10 protein-coding genes and 1 tRNA gene are annotated in these 18,809 nt (G+C 37.5%); all 11 read left to right on the forward strand.

The window, feature by feature from the left end; genetic code table 11:
• The first annotated feature begins 10 nt into the window (after positions 1-10).
• The 11 genes from QW060_RS01305 to QW060_RS01355 all read left to right on the forward strand — a co-directional run bounded on the left by QW060_RS01305 (position 11) and on the right by QW060_RS01355 (position 18,595).
• A tRNA-Trp gene (locus QW060_RS01305) sits at positions 11-81 on the forward strand.
• A gap of 14 nt (positions 82-95) precedes the next feature.
• The gene (gene secE, locus QW060_RS01310) at positions 96-293 is read left to right on the forward strand and encodes a preprotein translocase subunit SecE (RefSeq protein ID WP_290361914.1); all 198 of its coding nucleotides are present in this window, start codon (positions 96-98) and stop codon (positions 291-293) included.
• 10 nt (positions 294-303) lie between these two features.
• Positions 304-855, forward strand: coding sequence for a transcription termination/antitermination protein NusG (nusG, locus tag QW060_RS01315; RefSeq protein ID WP_290361915.1), 552 nt, complete (start codon positions 304-306; stop codon positions 853-855).
• A 61-nt stretch (positions 856-916) separates the two neighbouring features.
• A complete protein-coding gene (rplK, locus tag QW060_RS01320; RefSeq protein WP_290364663.1) occupies positions 917-1,354 on the forward strand; it encodes a 50S ribosomal protein L11 in 438 nt (145 codons plus the stop codon).
• An 18-nt stretch (positions 1,355-1,372) separates the two neighbouring features.
• Positions 1,373-2,062: a 50S ribosomal protein L1 gene (gene rplA, locus QW060_RS01325; RefSeq protein ID WP_290361916.1), complete on the forward strand. Its 690-nt coding sequence runs from the start codon at positions 1,373-1,375 to the stop codon at positions 2,060-2,062.
• 22 nt (positions 2,063-2,084) lie between these two features.
• Positions 2,085-2,573: a 50S ribosomal protein L10 gene (rplJ, locus tag QW060_RS01330; RefSeq protein ID WP_290361917.1), complete on the forward strand. Its 489-nt coding sequence runs from the start codon at positions 2,085-2,087 to the stop codon at positions 2,571-2,573.
• Between the two features lie 79 nt (positions 2,574-2,652).
• A complete protein-coding gene (gene rplL, locus QW060_RS01335; RefSeq protein WP_124900442.1) occupies positions 2,653-3,021 on the forward strand; it encodes a 50S ribosomal protein L7/L12 in 369 nt (122 codons plus the stop codon).
• A 124-nt stretch (positions 3,022-3,145) separates the two neighbouring features.
• Complete coding sequence (gene rpoB, locus QW060_RS01340) at positions 3,146-6,958, forward strand: DNA-directed RNA polymerase subunit beta (protein WP_290364664.1); 3,813 nt, start codon at positions 3,146-3,148, stop codon at positions 6,956-6,958.
• A 77-nt stretch (positions 6,959-7,035) separates the two neighbouring features.
• A complete protein-coding gene (gene rpoC, locus QW060_RS01345; RefSeq protein ID WP_290364665.1) occupies positions 7,036-11,322 on the forward strand; it encodes a DNA-directed RNA polymerase subunit beta' in 4,287 nt (1,428 codons plus the stop codon).
• Positions 11,323-11,326: 4 nt separating this feature from the next.
• A complete protein-coding gene (locus QW060_RS01350) occupies positions 11,327-11,623 on the forward strand; it encodes a DUF3467 domain-containing protein (protein WP_290361918.1) in 297 nt (98 codons plus the stop codon).
• 222 nt (positions 11,624-11,845) lie between these two features.
• Entirely contained in the window at positions 11,846-18,595 is a 6,750-nt protein-coding gene (locus QW060_RS01355; protein WP_290361919.1) for an Ig-like domain-containing protein, read from the forward strand.
• Positions 18,596-18,809: the final 214 nt, after the last annotated feature.

Genomic DNA, 18,809 nt, shown 5'->3' on the forward strand with positions numbered 1-18,809 from the left:
TTACTAATATACGGGCGTAGTTCAAGGGTAGAATAGCGGTCTCCAAAACCGTTGATGGGGGTTCGAATCCCTCCGCCCGTGCAAATAAGGAAAAAATGGCAAAAGTTTTTAATTATATATCAGATTCGTTTAAAGAATTGAAAAACAATGTAACCTGGTCTCCTTGGGCAGAAGTACAGAAATATACCATCATTGTCTCTATTTTTACAGTGATATTTTCTTTGGCTACTTGGGGAGTAGATACTGTGTTTGCTAAGGCAATCACTGGTTTTTTTAATTGGATAAATTCTTAAATAATTTTTTATGGCTGATAGTAACATAAAAAAATGGTATGTAGTCAGAGCAGTAAGCGGGCAGGAAAATAAGGTTAAAAATTATATTGAGACCGAAATTTCCAGACTTGGTATGTCTGATTATTTATCACAAGTTTTGGTGCCTACTGAAAAAGTAGTACACCAAAGAGATGGGAAAAAAATCACAAAAGATCGTATTTATTTTCCGGGATATGTTATGATTGAGGCAAATCTTGCAGGTGAAATACCGCATATCATCAAATCTATTGCCGGAGTTATTGGCTTTTTGGGAGAAACCAGAGGTGGTGAGCCTGTGCCTTTAAGACAGTCTGAAGTAAACAGAATGTTAGGTAAAGTAGATGAGCTTTCTGTAAGTGAAGATATCGGAGGTATTCCTTATGAAATAGGTGAAACTATTAAAGTTGTTGACGGTCCTTTCAACGGTTTCAACGGAACAGTAGAAAAAGTTAACGAAGATAAACGTAAGCTTGAGGTTATGGTGAAAATTTTCGGAAGAAAAACACCTTTGGAATTGAGCTTCGGACAAGTAGAGAAAATATAATTGTTACATATTAATCACATCAATCTGCTTCCAATTGAGCGATGTGCTAAATTTTTTGAAAATGGCAAAAGAAATTAGTAAAGTAGTTAAACTACAAGTTAAGGGAGGTGCTGCGAATCCATCGCCACCGGTTGGACCTGCTTTGGGGGCTGCTGGAGTTAATATCATGGAGTTCTGTAAGCAATTCAATGCTAGAACACAAGATAAGCCCGGCAAAATTTTACCGGTACAAATTACCGTGTACAAAGACAAATCTTTTGACTTTGTTATTAAAACGCCACCTGCTGCTGTTCAATTATTAGAAGCTGCAAAGCTAAAATCAGGATCTGGAGAACCAAACCGTAAGAAAGTTGCTTCTATTACCTGGGATCAGGTAAAAGCAATTGCTGAAGACAAAATGGTTGACTTAAATGCATTTACAATTGAGTCTGCAGTTTCTATGATTGCTGGTACTGCAAGATCTATGGGTATAACAGTAACAGGAAATGCTCCTTTTTAATCTAAAAGAAAAGAAGAAATGGCAAAATTGACAAAAAAGCAAAAAGAGGCTGCGGCAAAAATTGAGAAGAACAAAGTATACTCATTAAAAGATGCATCTGTATTGATTAAAGAGATTGCTTCTGCAAAATTTGACGAGTCTGTTGATATTGCTGTACGTTTAGGAGTAGATCCGCGTAAAGCAAATCAAATGGTACGTGGGGTTGTAACATTACCACACGGTACAGGTAAAGATGTAAAAGTATTAGCATTAGTTACACCGGACAAAGAAGCTGAAGCAAAAGCTGCTGGAGCTGATCACGTGGGATTAGATGACTATTTACAAAAAATCAAAGACGGTTGGACAGATATTGATGTAATCATCACAATGCCTGCTGTTATGGGTAAATTAGGACCGTTAGGTCGTGTATTAGGACCTCGTGGTTTAATGCCAAACCCAAAAACAGGTACGGTAACTATGGATGTTGCAAAAGCTGTACAAGAAGTAAAGGCTGGTAAAATTGACTTTAAAGTTGATAAAACTGGTATCGTACATGCAGGAATCGGTAAAGTTTCTTTTGATTCTCAACAAATTGCCGACAATGCATCTGAGATAATTCAAACATTGATCAAATTAAAACCAACTGCAGCAAAAGGTACTTACATTAAATCGATCCATTTATCAAGTACTATGAGCCCTGCAATTGCTTTAGACCCAAAAGCAGTTTAATTGGTAGTTAAAAATATTTAGTATGACTAGAGAAGAAAAATCAATCGCGATTCAAGATTTAACTGCACAGTTAGCTGATTCTAAAATTGTTTATTTAGCTGATATCTCAGGATTGAACGCTGAAGCAACATCAAACCTTAGAAGAGCTTGTTTTAAAGCAGATATAAAACTAGAAGTTGTAAAAAACACCTTGCTTGCAAAAGCGATGGAAGCTTCTGAAAATGAGTATGGAGATTTACCTTCTACTCTAAAAGGAAACACTTCTATCATGATTGCTGAAGTAGCAAATGCTCCAGCTAAAATCATCAAGGACTTTAGAAAAAAATCTGATAAGCCTTTATTAAAAGGAGCTTACATCAATGAAGAAATTTATGTAGGTGATAACTTATTAGACAGCTTAGCAGCTCTTAAATCTAAAGACGAAGTTATCGGAGAAATCATTGGATTGTTACAATCTCCGGCTCAAAGAGTTATTTCAGCTCTTAAAAATCAATTTGAAGGAGAAGAATAGTCTTCTGACTTCATTTGTTCAAAACGAACGCACATTAATAAATTTATAGTATTACAAATTCAAATTAAAAGATAGAAAAATGGCAGATTTGAAACAATTCGCAGAACAATTGGTTAACCTAACAGTTAAAGAAGTTAACGAATTAGCAACAATATTAAAAGATGAGTACGGAATCGAGCCTGCTGCTGCTGCTGTAGTAGTATCAGGAGGTGGTGAAGCTGCTGCTGCTGAAGAGCAAACAGAATTCACAGTTGTACTTAAAGAAGCTGGTGCTTCTAAATTAGCTGTAGTTAAAGCTGTTAAAGAATTAACAGGTTTAGGATTAAAAGAAGCTAAAGATTTAGTTGACGGTACTCCAGCAAACGTTAAAGAAGGTGTTTCTAAAGACGAAGCTGAAGGATTGAAAAAAGCATTAGAAGAAGCTGGTGCTGTTGTTGAATTGAAATAATTCAATACCTTATAAATATTACGGTTTAGGCCTTGAGACCACTCTCAAAGGCCTAAACCATTTTGCGTATAAAGACTTTTTTACGTTTTTTATTAATTTTTTTTAATCAAAATTTTGTCCATTGATGATTACAAATCAGACTGAAAGATTAAATTTTGCCTCGACCAAAAATATCCCGTCTTTTCCAGACTTTTTGGATATTCAGGTTAAATCGTTTAAAGATTTCTTTCAATTAGAAACTAAATCTGACGAAAGAGGTAATGAAGGTTTATATAAAACCTTTATGGAAAACTTCCCAATTACTGATACCAGAAATCAGTTTGTGTTAGAATTCCTTGATTATTTCGTAGACCCACCTCGTTATTCTATTGAAGAATGTATTGATAGAGGTTTAACTTACAGCGTGCCGTTAAAAGCGCGTTTAAAACTCTACTGTACTGACCCGGAACACGAAGACTTCGAAACTATCGTTCAGGATGTATACCTAGGTACTATACCTTATATGACACCTAGTGGAACTTTTGTAATCAATGGAGCGGAGCGAGTTGTTGTGTCACAATTGCATCGTTCACCTGGTGTATTCTTCGGCCAATCTTTCCACGCAAATGGTACTAAGCTTTATTCTGCCCGTGTTATTCCTTTCAAAGGATCATGGATTGAGTTTGCTACTGATATCAATAGTGTGATGTATGCTTACATTGACCGTAAAAAGAAGTTACCTGTAACTACTTTATTCAGAGCCATCGGTTTTGAGCGGGATAAAGACATTTTAGAAATATTTGATCTTGCAGAAGAAGTTAAAGTTTCTAAAACCGGTCTTAAAAAATATACTGGAAGAAGACTTGCTGCACGTGTATTGAATACATGGCATGAAGACTTCGTAGATGAAGATACCGGAGAAGTAGTATCGATAGAGAGAAATGAAATTATCTTAGACCGCGACACAGTATTGGATAAAGATAATATCGAAGAAATCATTGATGCTAATGTAAAATCTATTCTTTTACATAAAGAAGATAATAATCAGGCAGATTATACTATCATCCACAATACATTACAGAAAGACCCTACAAACTCTGAAAAAGAAGCTGTAGAGCACATTTACCGTCAATTACGTAATGCCGAACCGCCAGATGAAGAAACTGCGCGTGGAATTATAGATAAGTTATTCTTCTCAGACCAACGTTACAACTTAGGTGAGGTAGGTCGTTACAGAATGAATAAAAAATTAAACTTAGATACTCCTATTGACAAACAGGTTTTAACAAAAGAAGATATTATCACTATTGTTAAATATCTGATTGAATTGATCAACTCAAAAGCTGAGATTGATGATATCGATCACTTATCTAACCGTCGTGTTAGAACTGTAGGAGAACAGTTATCAGCTCAGTTCGGTGTAGGTCTTGCCCGTATGGCACGTACTATCCGTGAGCGAATGAATGTCAGAGATAATGAAGTATTTACACCGATCGATCTGATCAATGCAAAAACATTGTCTTCTGTAATTAATTCATTCTTTGGTACGAATCAGTTATCTCAGTTTATGGATCAAACCAATCCATTGGCAGAGATTACGCATAAGCGTCGTTTATCGGCTTTAGGACCAGGTGGTCTTTCGCGTGAAAGAGCAGGTTTTGAGGTGCGTGACGTTCACTATACGCATTATGGTCGTCTTTGTCCGATTGAAACTCCTGAGGGACCAAATATCGGATTGATTTCCTCTTTATCTGTTTATGCTAAAGTAAACAGTATGGGATTCATTGAAACACCATATCGTAAAGTAGAAAACGGAAAATTGAATTTGACTGAAGAGCCGGTTTACTTATCTGCTGAAGAAGAAGAAGGTAAATTGATTGCTCAGGCAAATATTCAGATCAATGATAAAGGAGCCATTTTAGAAGAAAAAGTAATTGCAAAACAAGATGCGGATTTCCCGGTTGTAGAACCAAATGAATTGGACTATGCTGACGTTGCACCAAATCAGATTGCTTCTATTTCTGCTTCTTTGATTCCTTTCCTGGAGCATGATGATGCGAACCGTGCCTTGATGGGATCAAACATGATGCGTCAGGCGGTACCATTATTACGTCCGGAAGCACCGATCGTAGGAACTGGGTTAGAACGCCAGGTGGCAACTGACTCAAGAGTACTGATCAATGCTGAAGGAGAAGGAACCGTTGAATATGTAGACGCTCAAAAAATAACTATTAAGTACGATCGTACAGAAGAAGAACGTTTAATCAGTTTTGAATCTGACGAGAAAACATATAGTTTAATTAAGTTCAGAAAAACCAACCAGAGTACCTCTATTAATCTGAAACCAATTGTAAGAAAAGGAGACAGAGTTACTAAAGGACAAGTACTTTGTGAAGGTTATGCAACACAAAACGGAGAATTGGCATTAGGAAGAAACCTACAAGTAGCTTTCATGCCTTGGAAAGGATATAACTTTGAGGATGCTATCGTAATTTCTGAAAGAGTAGTAAGAGATGATATTTTTACCTCTATTCACGTAGATGATTATACCTTGGAAGTTAGAGATACCAAATTGGGTAATGAAGAATTAACCAATGATATTCCTAACGTATCAGAAGAGGCTACAAAAGACCTTGATGAGAACGGAATGATCAGAATCGGAGCTGAAGTAAAACCTGGTGACATCCTTATTGGAAAAATTACTCCAAAAGGAGAATCAGATCCTACTCCTGAAGAAAAATTACTTCGTGCTATCTTTGGTGATAAAGCCGGAGATGTAAAAGATGCATCATTAAAAGCATCTCCTTCATTAAGAGGAGTTGTTTTAGATAAAAAACTATTTGCAAGAGCCGTTAAGGACAAACGCAAACGTTCAAAAGACAAAGAAGATATTGCTGTATTAGACACTAAATTCGAAGTTAAATTCAATGACTTAAGAGAGCGTTTAGTAGAGAAATTATTCTTTATCGTAAATGGGAAAACATCTCAGGGCGTAATGAACGATTTAGGAGAAGAAATTTTACCAAAAGGTAAAAAATTCACTCAGAAAATGTTGTATGCTATTGAAGATTTCGCTCATTTAACAAAAGGACAATGGACAACTGATGATCATACCAACGGATTAATCGCTGATTTGATTCACAATTACAAAATCAAATTAAACGATTTACAGGGAGTATTACGTCGTGAGAAATTTATGATTACTGTAGGAGATGAACTTCCATCAGGAATCTTAAAATTGGCAAAAGTATATATTGCTAAAAAACGTAAGCTGCGCGTTGGGGATAAGATGGCAGGACGTCACGGAAATAAAGGTATTGTTGCCAAAATTGTACGTGATGAAGATATGCCGTTCTTAGAAGACGGTACGCCGGTTGATATTGTATTGAATCCACTTGGGGTACCATCCCGTATGAATATCGGTCAGATTTATGAAACGGTTTTAGGTTGGGCCGGTAAAAAATTAGGACGTAAATATGCGACACCTATTTTTGACGGAGCTTCTTTAGATCAGATCAATGAACTGACTGATGAAGCAGGAGTACCAAGATTCGGACACACATATTTATATGACGGAGGTACCGGAGAGCGTTTTGACCAAAAAGCTACAGTGGGTGTTATTTATATGTTGAAATTAGGACATATGGTTGATGATAAGATGCACGCGCGTTCGATCGGACCATACTCTCTAATTACGCAACAACCATTAGGAGGTAAAGCACAATTCGGAGGTCAGCGTTTTGGAGAGATGGAGGTATGGGCTCTTGAAGCTTATGGTGCATCGAGTACATTACGTGAGATATTGACTGTAAAATCTGATGATGTTATTGGTAGAGCTAAAACCTATGAAGCAATTGTTAAGGGTGAAGCTATGCCGGAACCGGGATTACCTGAGTCATTCAATGTATTAATGCATGAATTAAAAGGTCTTGGTTTAGATATCAGATTAGAAGAATAATTTTAGTTTAAAGCTTAAAAGCCGGAAGTAATTCCTGCTTTTAGGCCTTTGCTTTAGACAAATATTTATTGACCATGATGAATAAAAATAAAGATAAAAATAACACTGTTAAGAGATTTAATAAAATCTCGATAGGGTTAGCATCTCCTGAATCTATTTTAGCAGAATCAAGAGGAGAGGTATTAAAGCCGGAAACGATTAACTATCGTACACACAAGCCAGAACGCGATGGTTTGTTTTGTGAGCGTATCTTCGGACCTGTAAAAGATTACGAATGTGCGTGTGGTAAATACAAAAGAATCCGTTATAAAGGAATCGTTTGTGACCGTTGTGGTGTTGAAGTAACAGAGAAGAAAGTACGTCGTGATCGTGTTGGGCATATCAATCTGGTAGTGCCGATTGCTCACATCTGGTATTTCCGTTCTTTACCAAACAAAATAGGTTATATCTTAGGATTACCGTCTAAGAAATTAGACATGATTATCTACTATGAGCGTTATGTAGTTATTCAGCCCGGAATTGCAAAAACACCGGAAGGGGATGCAATCAACCGATTAGATTTTCTTACTGAAGAAGAGTATTTGAATATTTTAGATACACTTCCGATGGAAAATCAATATTTAGACGATAATGATCCTAATAAATTCATCGCCAAAATGGGTGCTGAATGTATTATGGACTTATTAGAACGTACAGATTTAGATGCTTTGTCGTATCAATTACGCCACGCAGCTAATAATGAAACGTCTAAACAACGTAAAACAGAAGCGTTAAAACGTTTACAGGTAGTAGAAGCATTCCGTGAATCAAACAGCAACAGAGAGAATAATCCTGAGTGGATGATTCTGAAAGTAATTCCGGTTATTCCACCAGAATTACGTCCGTTGGTGCCACTTGACGGAGGTCGTTTTGCTACTTCAGATTTAAATGACTTATACCGTCGTGTAATCATCCGTAACAACCGTTTGAAACGTTTGATGGAAATCAAAGCTCCTGAAGTGATTCTTCGTAATGAGAAACGTATGTTACAGGAAGCAGTTGACTCTTTGTTTGACAATACGCGTAAAGCAACTGCTGTTAAAACAGAGTCTCAACGTCCGTTAAAATCATTATCTGATTCGTTGAAAGGAAAACAAGGTCGTTTCCGTCAAAACTTATTGGGTAAGCGTGTTGATTATTCTGCACGTTCGGTAATTGTTGTAGGACCGGAATTAAGATTGTATGAGTGTGGACTTCCTAAAGATATGGCAGCTGAACTTTACAAACCTTTCGTGATCCGTAAATTGATTGAAAGAGGAATTGTAAAAACGGTTAAATCAGCTAAGAAAATCATTGACAAAAAGGAACCTGTTGTTTGGGATATTTTAGAAAATGTGATCAAAGGACATCCTGTATTGTTAAACCGTGCTCCTACTTTGCACCGTTTAGGTATTCAGGCATTCCAGCCAAAACTGATCGAAGGAAAAGCGATTCGTCTTCACCCGTTAGTGTGTACGGCATTTAATGCCGATTTTGACGGGGATCAGATGGCGGTTCACTTACCATTAGGACCGGAAGCCATTTTAGAGGCTCAATTGTTAATGTTGGCTTCTCACAATATATTGAACCCTGCAAATGGTGCGCCTATTACTGTACCATCTCAGGATATGGTTCTTGGATTGTACTACATGACCAAAGGTCGTAAGTCAACCCCTGAATTACCAATCAAAGGAGAGGGATTAACGTTCTATTCTGCTGAAGAAGTAAATATAGCGATTAACGAAGGTCGTTTGAATCTGAACGCTATCGTGAAAGTACGTGCAAAAGATTTTAATAAAGAAGGTGAATTGGTTTATCAAATCATTGAGACTACTGCCGGACGTGTACTTTTCAACGAAGTAGTACCTGAAGCAGCAGGATATATCAATGAGGTATTGACTAAAAAATCTTTAAGAGATATTATTGGTAAAATTTTAGCGGTTACAGATGTTCCTACAACTGCAGCTTTCCTGGATGACATGAAAGATATGGGGTATGGATATGCATTCCGCGGAGGATTATCATTCTCATTAGGAGATATTAAAATTCCGGATCAAAAACAATCTTTGATTGATGATGCTAACGGACAGGTAGATGGAATTACCATGAACTATAACATGGGACTTATTACCAATAACGAGCGTTACAATCAGGTTATTGATGTATGGACTTCAACCAATGCGTTGTTGACTGAATTGGCGATGAAAAACATTCGCGAAGATCAACAAGGATTCAATTCTGTATATATGATGCTTGATTCCGGAGCCCGTGGTTCTAAGGAGCAAATCCGTCAGTTAACAGGAATGCGTGGTTTGATGGCAAAACCTAAAAAGTCAACAGCAAGTGGTGGAGATATTATTGAAAACCCAATCTTGTCAAACTTTAAAGAAGGTTTATCCATCTTAGAATACTTCATCTCAACTCACGGTGCGCGTAAAGGTCTTGCCGATACGGCATTGAAAACGGCAGATGCCGGATATCTGACACGTCGTTTACATGATGTTGCTCAGGATGTAATCATTAATTCTGAAGATTGTGGTACATTAAGAGGTATTGAATTTGAAGCATTAAAGAAAAACGAGGAGATTATTGAATCATTAGGAGAACGCGTTTTAGGACGTGTAGCTGTTGATGATGTTATCAACCCGTTAACGAATGAAGTGATTGTTGAGGCAGGAGTTGAAATTTTAGAGACGCATGCCAAAGCAATTAACGCATCTCCGTTAGAGCGTATTGAGGTACGTTCAGCTTTGACATGTGAAGCAGAAAGCGGAATTTGTTCAAAATGTTACGGACGTAATCTTGCAAATGGTAAGATGGCTCAAAGAGGTGAGGCAGTAGGAGTTGTGGCAGCACAATCTATTGGTGAACCTGGAACACAGTTAACATTACGTACATTCCACGTGGGAGGTACAGCAGGTAACATTTCTGAGGTTTCTACCATTACTACCAAATTCAAAGGGCGCTTAGAAATCGAAGATTTAAAAACGGTAAAAGGAGAAGATAATGATGGTAAAGTAGTTGATATCGTTATCTCGCGTTCTACTGAATTAAAATTGGTAGATGTAAATACAGGTATCGTATTAAATACACACAATATTCCTTACGGAGCAACTATCTTTGTTAAAGATGGAGATGTAGTAGAAGAAGGAACAATCATCTGTAAATGGGATCCATATAACGGGGTAATTGTTTCTGAATTTACAGGTAAAGTTTCTTATGAAGATATCGATCAGGGACAAACGTTTATGGTTGAAATCGATGAACAAACAGGATTCCAGGAAAAAGTAATTACTGAAGCCAGAAATAAAAAGCTGGTTCCAACTTTATTAATTTATGATAAAGATGGTGCTTTGATTCGTTCTTACAACTTACCAGTAGGTTCTCACTTAATGGTAAATGACGGAGAGAAAATTAAAGCAGGTAAGACATTGGTGAAAATACCGCGTAAATCTTCTAAAGCGGGAGATATTACCGGAGGTTTACCTCGTATTACTGAATTACTGGAAGCTCGTAATCCATCGAATCCTGCAGTAGTTTCTGAAATTGACGGAGTGGTTTCTTTTGGAAAAATCAAAAGAGGTAACCGTGAAATTATCGTAGAGTCTAAATTGGGAGATATTCGTAAATATTTAGTAAAATTATCAAATCAGATCTTAGTTCAGGAAAACGATTATATCAAAGCAGGTTTACCGCTTTCTGATGGAGCTATTACTCCTGACGATATTTTACATATCCAGGGACCATCAGCTGTTCAGCAATATTTAGTAAATGAAATTCAGGAAGTATATCGTTTACAGGGTGTAAAGATCAATGATAAGCACTTTGAGGTAGTAATCCGTCAGATGATGCGTAAAGTACAGATTCAGGATCCGGGAGATACGTTATTCTTAGAAGATCAATTGGTACATACAGCTGATTTTATCAGAGAGAATGATCGCTTATTCGGAATGAAGATAGTTGAAGTTGCAGGTGATTCTACAACTTTAAAAGAAGGACAGATTATTTCTACAAGAGAGTTGAGAGATGAAAACTCTATACTAAAACGTGAAGATAAAAATCTGGTTGAAGCAAGAGACGTCATTCCTGCGACAGCAACTCCTATCTTACAAGGTATTACAAGAGCTTCCTTACAAACGAAGTCATTTATCTCAGCAGCATCGTTCCAGGAAACTACGAAAGTGTTGAATGAGGCAGCAGTTGCAGGTAAAGTAGATCTTTTATCAGGATTGAAAGAGAACGTAATTGTAGGTCATAGAATTCCTGCCGGTACTGGTATGAGAGAATATGATAATATCATTGTAGGAACGAAAGAAGAAGCAAAAGCAACGGATTTAAATTTCTAATGATATGAATGAGGAGAACAAAACGCAGTTGAATATTGAACTGGATGAGCAGACTGCTCAGGGAGTTTATTCTAATCTGGCAATTATCAACCATTCAAATTCAGAATTTGTATTGGATTTTGTCAGTGTAATGCCCGGTATGCCTAAAGCAAAAGTAAAGTCAAGAGTGATCATGACGCCTCAACATGCCAAAAGGCTTTTAAAAGCATTACAGGAAAATATCAGCAAGTTCGAATCTCAGAACGGAAATGTCTCTGATGATATTCCAAATATAAGCTTTGGACCTACAGGACAAGCTTAATTTATAATTATACATCTAAAAAGGGGGAATAGTTTACTATTCTCCCTTTTTTTTTCTATGTTAAATTTTGTTTTTCTTAACATAAGAATTAATTTTCTGTGAAAAAAAGTTTAATTTAGTGCCTGTTACTTGGCAATATCACATTTTTTGGAATGGAGGAAAAAGTGTTGTATTATCTATGTTAGTCTATTCAATATAGTTTAATAAATACTCTATTTTACCATGAAAAAAATATATCTACTTTTAGTAGCTTTTCTGTTTACATTACCTTTTTTTTCTCAGGAGATTACCATTGGAACCGGTACTTCTGTTCAAATTTACCCCTTAGGTAACTATTTTGGTTTTGAACGGTCAGCGTCTTTATATAAAGCTTCAGAACTTGTGAATACCGGAAATATCTCTACTCTTGCCTGGTATGCCAATGTTGGAGGAAAGGGAGCTCGTCCCATAAAAATCTATCTCAAAGAAACGACTGCAAACACTATAGTTTCTTCTGACTGGTCTTCTATGACCTCCGGAGCTACTCTGGTGTATGATGGCTCTGTAACCCCACAACAAGAATGGAATACCTTTATTTTAAATACCGCTTTCAATTATACAGGAAATGCTAATAATTTACTGGTACTCGTTGAAGCTAATTATGGAAGTTCCGGAAACGGCGGTGGGTCTTCAGGTAATAGTATCCGCTACTCTGATGTTCCTGACACGCATATGTATATAGAGGAAGACGATGATCCGCCTACAGAGTCAGGTACAGTGAACGGAAACAGACCTAATATAAAAATAGTATTCGGAGCTGCAACGACTTGTTTTCCAACCGCTGCTCTTACTGTTACGGGAATAATGACTAACGCAGCAACTATTTCTTGGACTGCACCTGTACCTGTACCTGCAAATGGATACAAATATGAAGTCCGAACATCAGGTGCTGCAGGAAGCGGAACTATCGGTTTAATATTAACAGGAACTACTATTGCAGGAGTTACCACCGCAAACATTACTCAATTAACCTCTAATACCACTTATTATGTATATGTAAAAGCAATTTGTAGTGCTACAAATGAAAGTAACTGGTCTTCTGCAACTTCTTTTACTACCTTATGTTTGGCAACAAATGTGCCTTATACAATGCCGATCAATGCAGTTACTATCCCGGCAATACCGGCTTGTGTAGTGGTTCAGGATGTGAATAATGATAATAAAACCTGGATCAGTAATGATACACCTACTGGTTTTACCGGTAAAGCTATGGAATATTCTTATCATTCAAGCAATGCTGCCAATGATTGGTTTTACACGCAGGGATTAAATCTGACTGCGGGTGTAAGTTACCGCTTGAAATTTAAATACAGAAATAGTGGTAATTATGCAGAAAAACTACGTGTGAGTTATGGATCCTCAACTGTTAATACTGCTATGACTCAAGAACTTTTTACAGTAGCTACGATAGCTACACCTATGACAGTAGAAAAGATAATTGACTTTATTCCTGCAATTACAGGTGTTTACTATATTGGTTTTCAGAGTTATTCAGATGCAAATAATTTATCTCTTTATGTAGGAGATATATCGGTTGAACTATCACCAAACTGTTTGGAGATTTTTAGTCTCAGTACCAACAATATTAGTCAAACAGATGCTGCTATAAGCTGGACAGCGCCTGTAACAGCACCTTCAAACGGTTATGCGTATGAAATCCGTACCTCAGGAGCTGCAGGCAGTGGAGCTACAGGTTTAGTAACGGCAGGAACAACTGCGGCAGGAGTTACTGTTGCCAATATTACACAGTTGACTCCTGATACTACCTATTTTGTTTATGTAAGAGGTGTTTGCAGCAGTACAGAGACGGGTGTCTGGTCAAATGGTGTACCGTTTACAACTTTATGTGCGGCTACTAATGTCCCATATACAATGCCAATCAATACGGTGACCATTCCGGCACTACCGGCTTGTATTATTGTTCAGAATGTGAACAATGATGATAAAACTTGGATCACTTATGATACACCCACTGGTTTTACCGGTAAAGTTATGGGATATCCCTATCATTCAAACAATGCTGCCAATGACTGGTTTTATACCCAGGGATTAAATTTGACTGCGGGTGTAAGTTACCGCTTGAAATTTAAATATCGAAATGATGGTTATTATACCGAGAAATTGAGAGTCAGCTATGGGGTCTCTCCTGTAAATACTGCTATGGTTAATGAACTTTTTACGGTAGCTACGATAGCTACACCTACGACAGTTGAAAAGATAATCGACTTTATACCTACTTCCACCGGAGTTTATTATATCGGTTTTCAAAGTTATTCAGATGCAAACAAATTATATTTTTATGTAGGAGATATCTCGGTTGAACTATCACCAACATGTTTTGAAATATTGGGAATAAGTACCAGTAATATTACGCAAACAAGTGTTGATATAAGCTGGACAGCACCTGTAATTGCTCCTTCAAACGGCTATGCGTATGAAATCCGCACTACAGGAGCTGCAGGCAGTGGGTCAGCAGGTTTAGTAACGGCAGGAACAACTGGGGCAGGAGTTACTGTTGCCAATATTACACAGTTGACTCCTGATACTACCTATTCTGTTTATATAAGAGGTGTTTGCAGCAGTACAGATACGGGTGTTTGGTCAAATGGTGTACCGTTTACAACTTTATGTGCGGCCACAAATGTCCCATATACAATGCCGATCAATGCGGTGACTATTCCGGCACTACCGGCTTGTGTTATTGTTCAGAATGTGAACAATGATGATAATACCTGGATCACTTATGATACACCCACTGGTTTTACCGGTAAAGTTATGGGATATCCCTATCATTCAAGCAATGATGCCAATGACTGGTTTTATACCCAGGGATTAAATTTGACTGCGGGTGTAAGTTACCGATTGAAATTTAAATATCGGAATGATGGTTATTATACCGAGAAATTGAGAGTCAGCTATGGGGCCTCTCCTGTAAATACCGCTATGGTTAATGAACTTTTTACGGTAGCTACGATAGCTACACCTACGACAGTTGAAAAGATAATCGACTTCATTCCTGCTTCCACCGGAGTTTATTATATCGGTTTTCAAAGTTATTCAGATGCAAACAAATTATATCTTTATGTAGGAGATATCTCGGTTGAACTATCACCAAACTGCCTAATGCCTTTGGGAGTGACTGTGGCAAACATTACCAAGAACTCAGCAGTTGTAAACTGGCAGGCACCTGTGATTGCGCCACAAAGCGGATATGAGTATGAATTGCGTACTTCTGGTAATCCCGGAGAAGCGGTCGGTTTGGTTCAAAGTGGTACATTGGCTGTAGGGACTATTACGACCACTCTACAAAGCCTTATTCCTTCTACTACTTATTATATATATATAAAATCAGTGTGTGACAGTAATACCTCAAGTGCGTGGACCGATGCGAAAAAAATAACTACACTGTGTGATTATTATGAGATACTAACAACAACACCAGGCACTGTTTGCGGATCAGGAGAAGTTTCATTATCAGCTACTTCAGAGGGAGGTGTTGTAAAATGGTACGAAAGCCCTACGAGTTTAGCTGTTTTATCAACCGGAACATCTTTTCAAACTCCGGAAATAAATGAAACTACCAGTTATTATGTTGCTTCGGCTTCTGTAAGTACAATAAATGACAATATCTATTTTGGAACAGGTACAACTGCTTCGAATAGTATAGGATATTCTCCGTTTGCCTACAACTGGAGAGGTTATAAATATCAATACATTTATAAAGCTGACGAACTCATTGCAGCAGGTTTAACCGCAGGTCCAATCAATTCACTCGCTTTAGATGTGGTTACTGCAGGGGCTAATAGAAATGATTTTACCATTCATTTGGGGCATACAACCCAGACAGCTGCAACTACTACTCATGTTTCCGGTTTATCTCAGGTTTATGCCGATGCGACTCAATCGGTTGCTGTAGGTACCAATGCATATATATTTTCCACACCTTTTCAATGGGATGGTGTTAGTAATCTGGTAGTTCAGTTTTGTTGGAGTAATAATAATACGGGAGTAAGTACAGAGGCTGCAGAAATCCGCTATCATGTAACACCTTTTAATTCTCTTACAGTAACATATGCTGATGATAAAACAGCCGCAGAAATTTTAGCAACTATGACGGGTAGTGTTGATTCAAGTGGGGATACTGAGGCATATGTGAATAGAGCGAATATTATTTTTAATCCTCCTTGTTTTTCACCGAGAACAGAAGTTATAGCAACAGTAACTGCTGCACCAGACATTACACTTTCAGCAACGGATATTGCAATTTGTAAAGGTACTCCTTCTGCTGTTGTTACAATTACAAGCGGCGCATCAGATTATAATGAATATATTTGGGAGCCTTCTACAGGTGTAATCGGCAGTGCTGCTACCGGATGGATTTTTAATCCTGCTGAAACCACCAATTATCGATTAATTGCCAAACAGAATCAGGGATCTTTCTGTAGAACTGTAAAGAATGTAAAAGTACAGGTAAATCCATTGGTTACATTTACTCCACTACAATCCGATTATGTAGTATGTAAAGATGATGTATTGGAGTTGGCTTATCAGGAACTATCCAAGACTGATATTACTGTGGGTACAAGTACCACTCTTAGTACGGATTATGATGCAACTACAGCTTTTATGAATAGGTATGACTATTCAAAACAGCAGTATATTTATACCAAACAGGAATTAAATGCTTTAGGTTTCTACCAGGGAAAAATCAAAGGACTTTCTTTTAATATTACTACTTTAGGTTCTGATGCCACTAATCAGGACTATACGATTAAAATAAAAAGCGTTACAAACAATGTTATTTCTTCTACCAGTTTTGAAACAGGTGGTTTTACAACAGTTTATGGTCCTGTAACCCATACTCATACCAGTTCCGGCTGGCAGGATATTATGTTTACCACTACTTATGAGTGGGATGGATCTTCTAATTTATTGATAGAGATTTATCAGAAAGGGATCGATTCTTACAATAATGCGAGAACATATTATTCTACTTTAACCACAGATGTTGGTTTGTATCAGCAATCAGAATCTGATACATCTACAGGTACCTTGACAAAGAAACGTTTGAATACAAAGTTTTTTATAGACACAGGAAAAGTTAGCTGGTCGCCTCCTACCAGATTGTATACAGATTCATCAGGTACGCTTCCTTATGTTTCCGGATCGCATGCTCCAAAAGTATATTTTAAACGCAATGGTGATGAAGAGCAGGATTTTAATTATACAGCAACCTTTACTTCTACAGTCGGATGCAATACTACTCAGAATATTGCGGTAAAAGTAGTCGATGTGAAGCCACCAGTAGTACAGGATCAATTGTTCTGTGATGCTATATCTGTGGGTAATATTGTAGTTACTGCAGAGCCAAATACAACTATTCGTTGGTACGCTTCTGCGACGAGTACAGATATTTTAACCAGTATTGATACCACAGGTACTTATTATGTTGATGCAGAAAGATCGGGTTGTAAATCAGAAAGAATATCAGCTGTGATTACTATTGTAGGAGCTCAGACTCCAACAGCACCTGCAACACAGCATTTTTGTGACAGCGCATTAGTTTCAGACTTAACAGTAACAATACATCAGGGATTTGAGGGCAGATGGTACTCAACAGCAACAGCAACAGCTCCATTGGTTCCAACAACAGCTTTAGTAAACGGAGCGATTTATTATGCAGCTACTTATCATCCGGGTTCCGGTTGTGAATCACCCCGCATTCCGGTAACAGCAGTTATAACACAAACACCTGCAGCATTGCCTGCTCAGTCAATCCATTTGTGTCAGACAACTTCTTTTTCAGGATTGCAAATCACTACCTTGCCAAATGCCCAGTTGAAATGGTATGTTTCAGCTACTGCTGTGAATCCTATTGCTTCTACACAAAATGTAACGAGTGGTGTCTATTATGTTTCTCAGACAATGAACGGATGTGAGTCAGCAAGATCCCAGATTCAGATTATGATGCAAACTGCATTGGAGAAACCTTTTGCGGGTACACAAGTCTTGTGTGGTGGTGGAACAGTATCGGATTTGACAGCCACAGGAGCTGTTCCGGGAGCTGTATATAACTGGTATGACTCAGCAGCTTCCACGACGCCTTTGCCATTGACGACTTCCTTAACCAGCGGTGTCTATTATGTGTCTCAGTCTTTAACCGGATGTGAATCACCGAAAAGGTCAGTAGCGGTTAAGGTTATTTCAAAAGAAGCTCCTGTTGTAAATGCATTCTCATTCTGTGGTAATGCAAGAGTCGGTGATTTATCATTGCCAACGGCAACAAATCTCAGCTATCGATGGTATGCAACGGCTACCAGTATTACAGAACTGAGTCAGAATGTAGCATTGACAACAGGTACTTATTATGTGGCAAGGGTAGAACAGGGATGTATTTCAGAACGTACAGCAGTTTTGGTAACTGTCTTGGACCTACCATCAGCTCCAACAGGAGTACTAACACAAAATTTTACTGTAAATGAGATGGGAGAAGCAACGATTGCTGATTTGGTAATGGATCAGAGTAATGTAGTATGGTACATCAATGTTACCGATGCTAAAACAGGTGCCAATCCGTTGTCTGCGGAAATACCATTGATAAGTGGTCAGACGTATTATGCAGTCATCATCGGAAACAATGGCTGTCCAAGCTTACCGACAGCAGTAACAGTAGATATCACTCTGGGTATAGACGGATTTGATAAAACAGCACTTGTATATTATCCGAATCCAGTTATAGATGTTTTGAATATTCGCTATAAGAACATCATTGAAGAGGTTGTTGTTTATAATGTAGTTGGACAAAAAGTATTAATCCAACAAAACAAGAACAGTAGTATTGAGATAGATATGAGTGCTTTAGCTTCGGGTAATTATTTTGTAAAGCTTCGTTCAGAAAACTATCATCAGATCATTAAGATAGTCAAAAAGTAAAATGGATTTATTATTATTTTATATTATTAAAGCCTGTTCATTATGAATAGGCTTTTTCAGTTTTATATAAAAGCCTTTTATTTATCAGTAAGGGATTAAGTTTTTATAAAGAAATAATAACTGATTTGACCATCAAAAACAAAAATATATTGTTTATTATTTTAAGAAATATCCTTGCATTTAAAGGTATGAATTGTAATTTAAGAATTAATAA

The sequence above is a fragment of the Paenimyroides ceti genome, assembly GCF_030409925.1.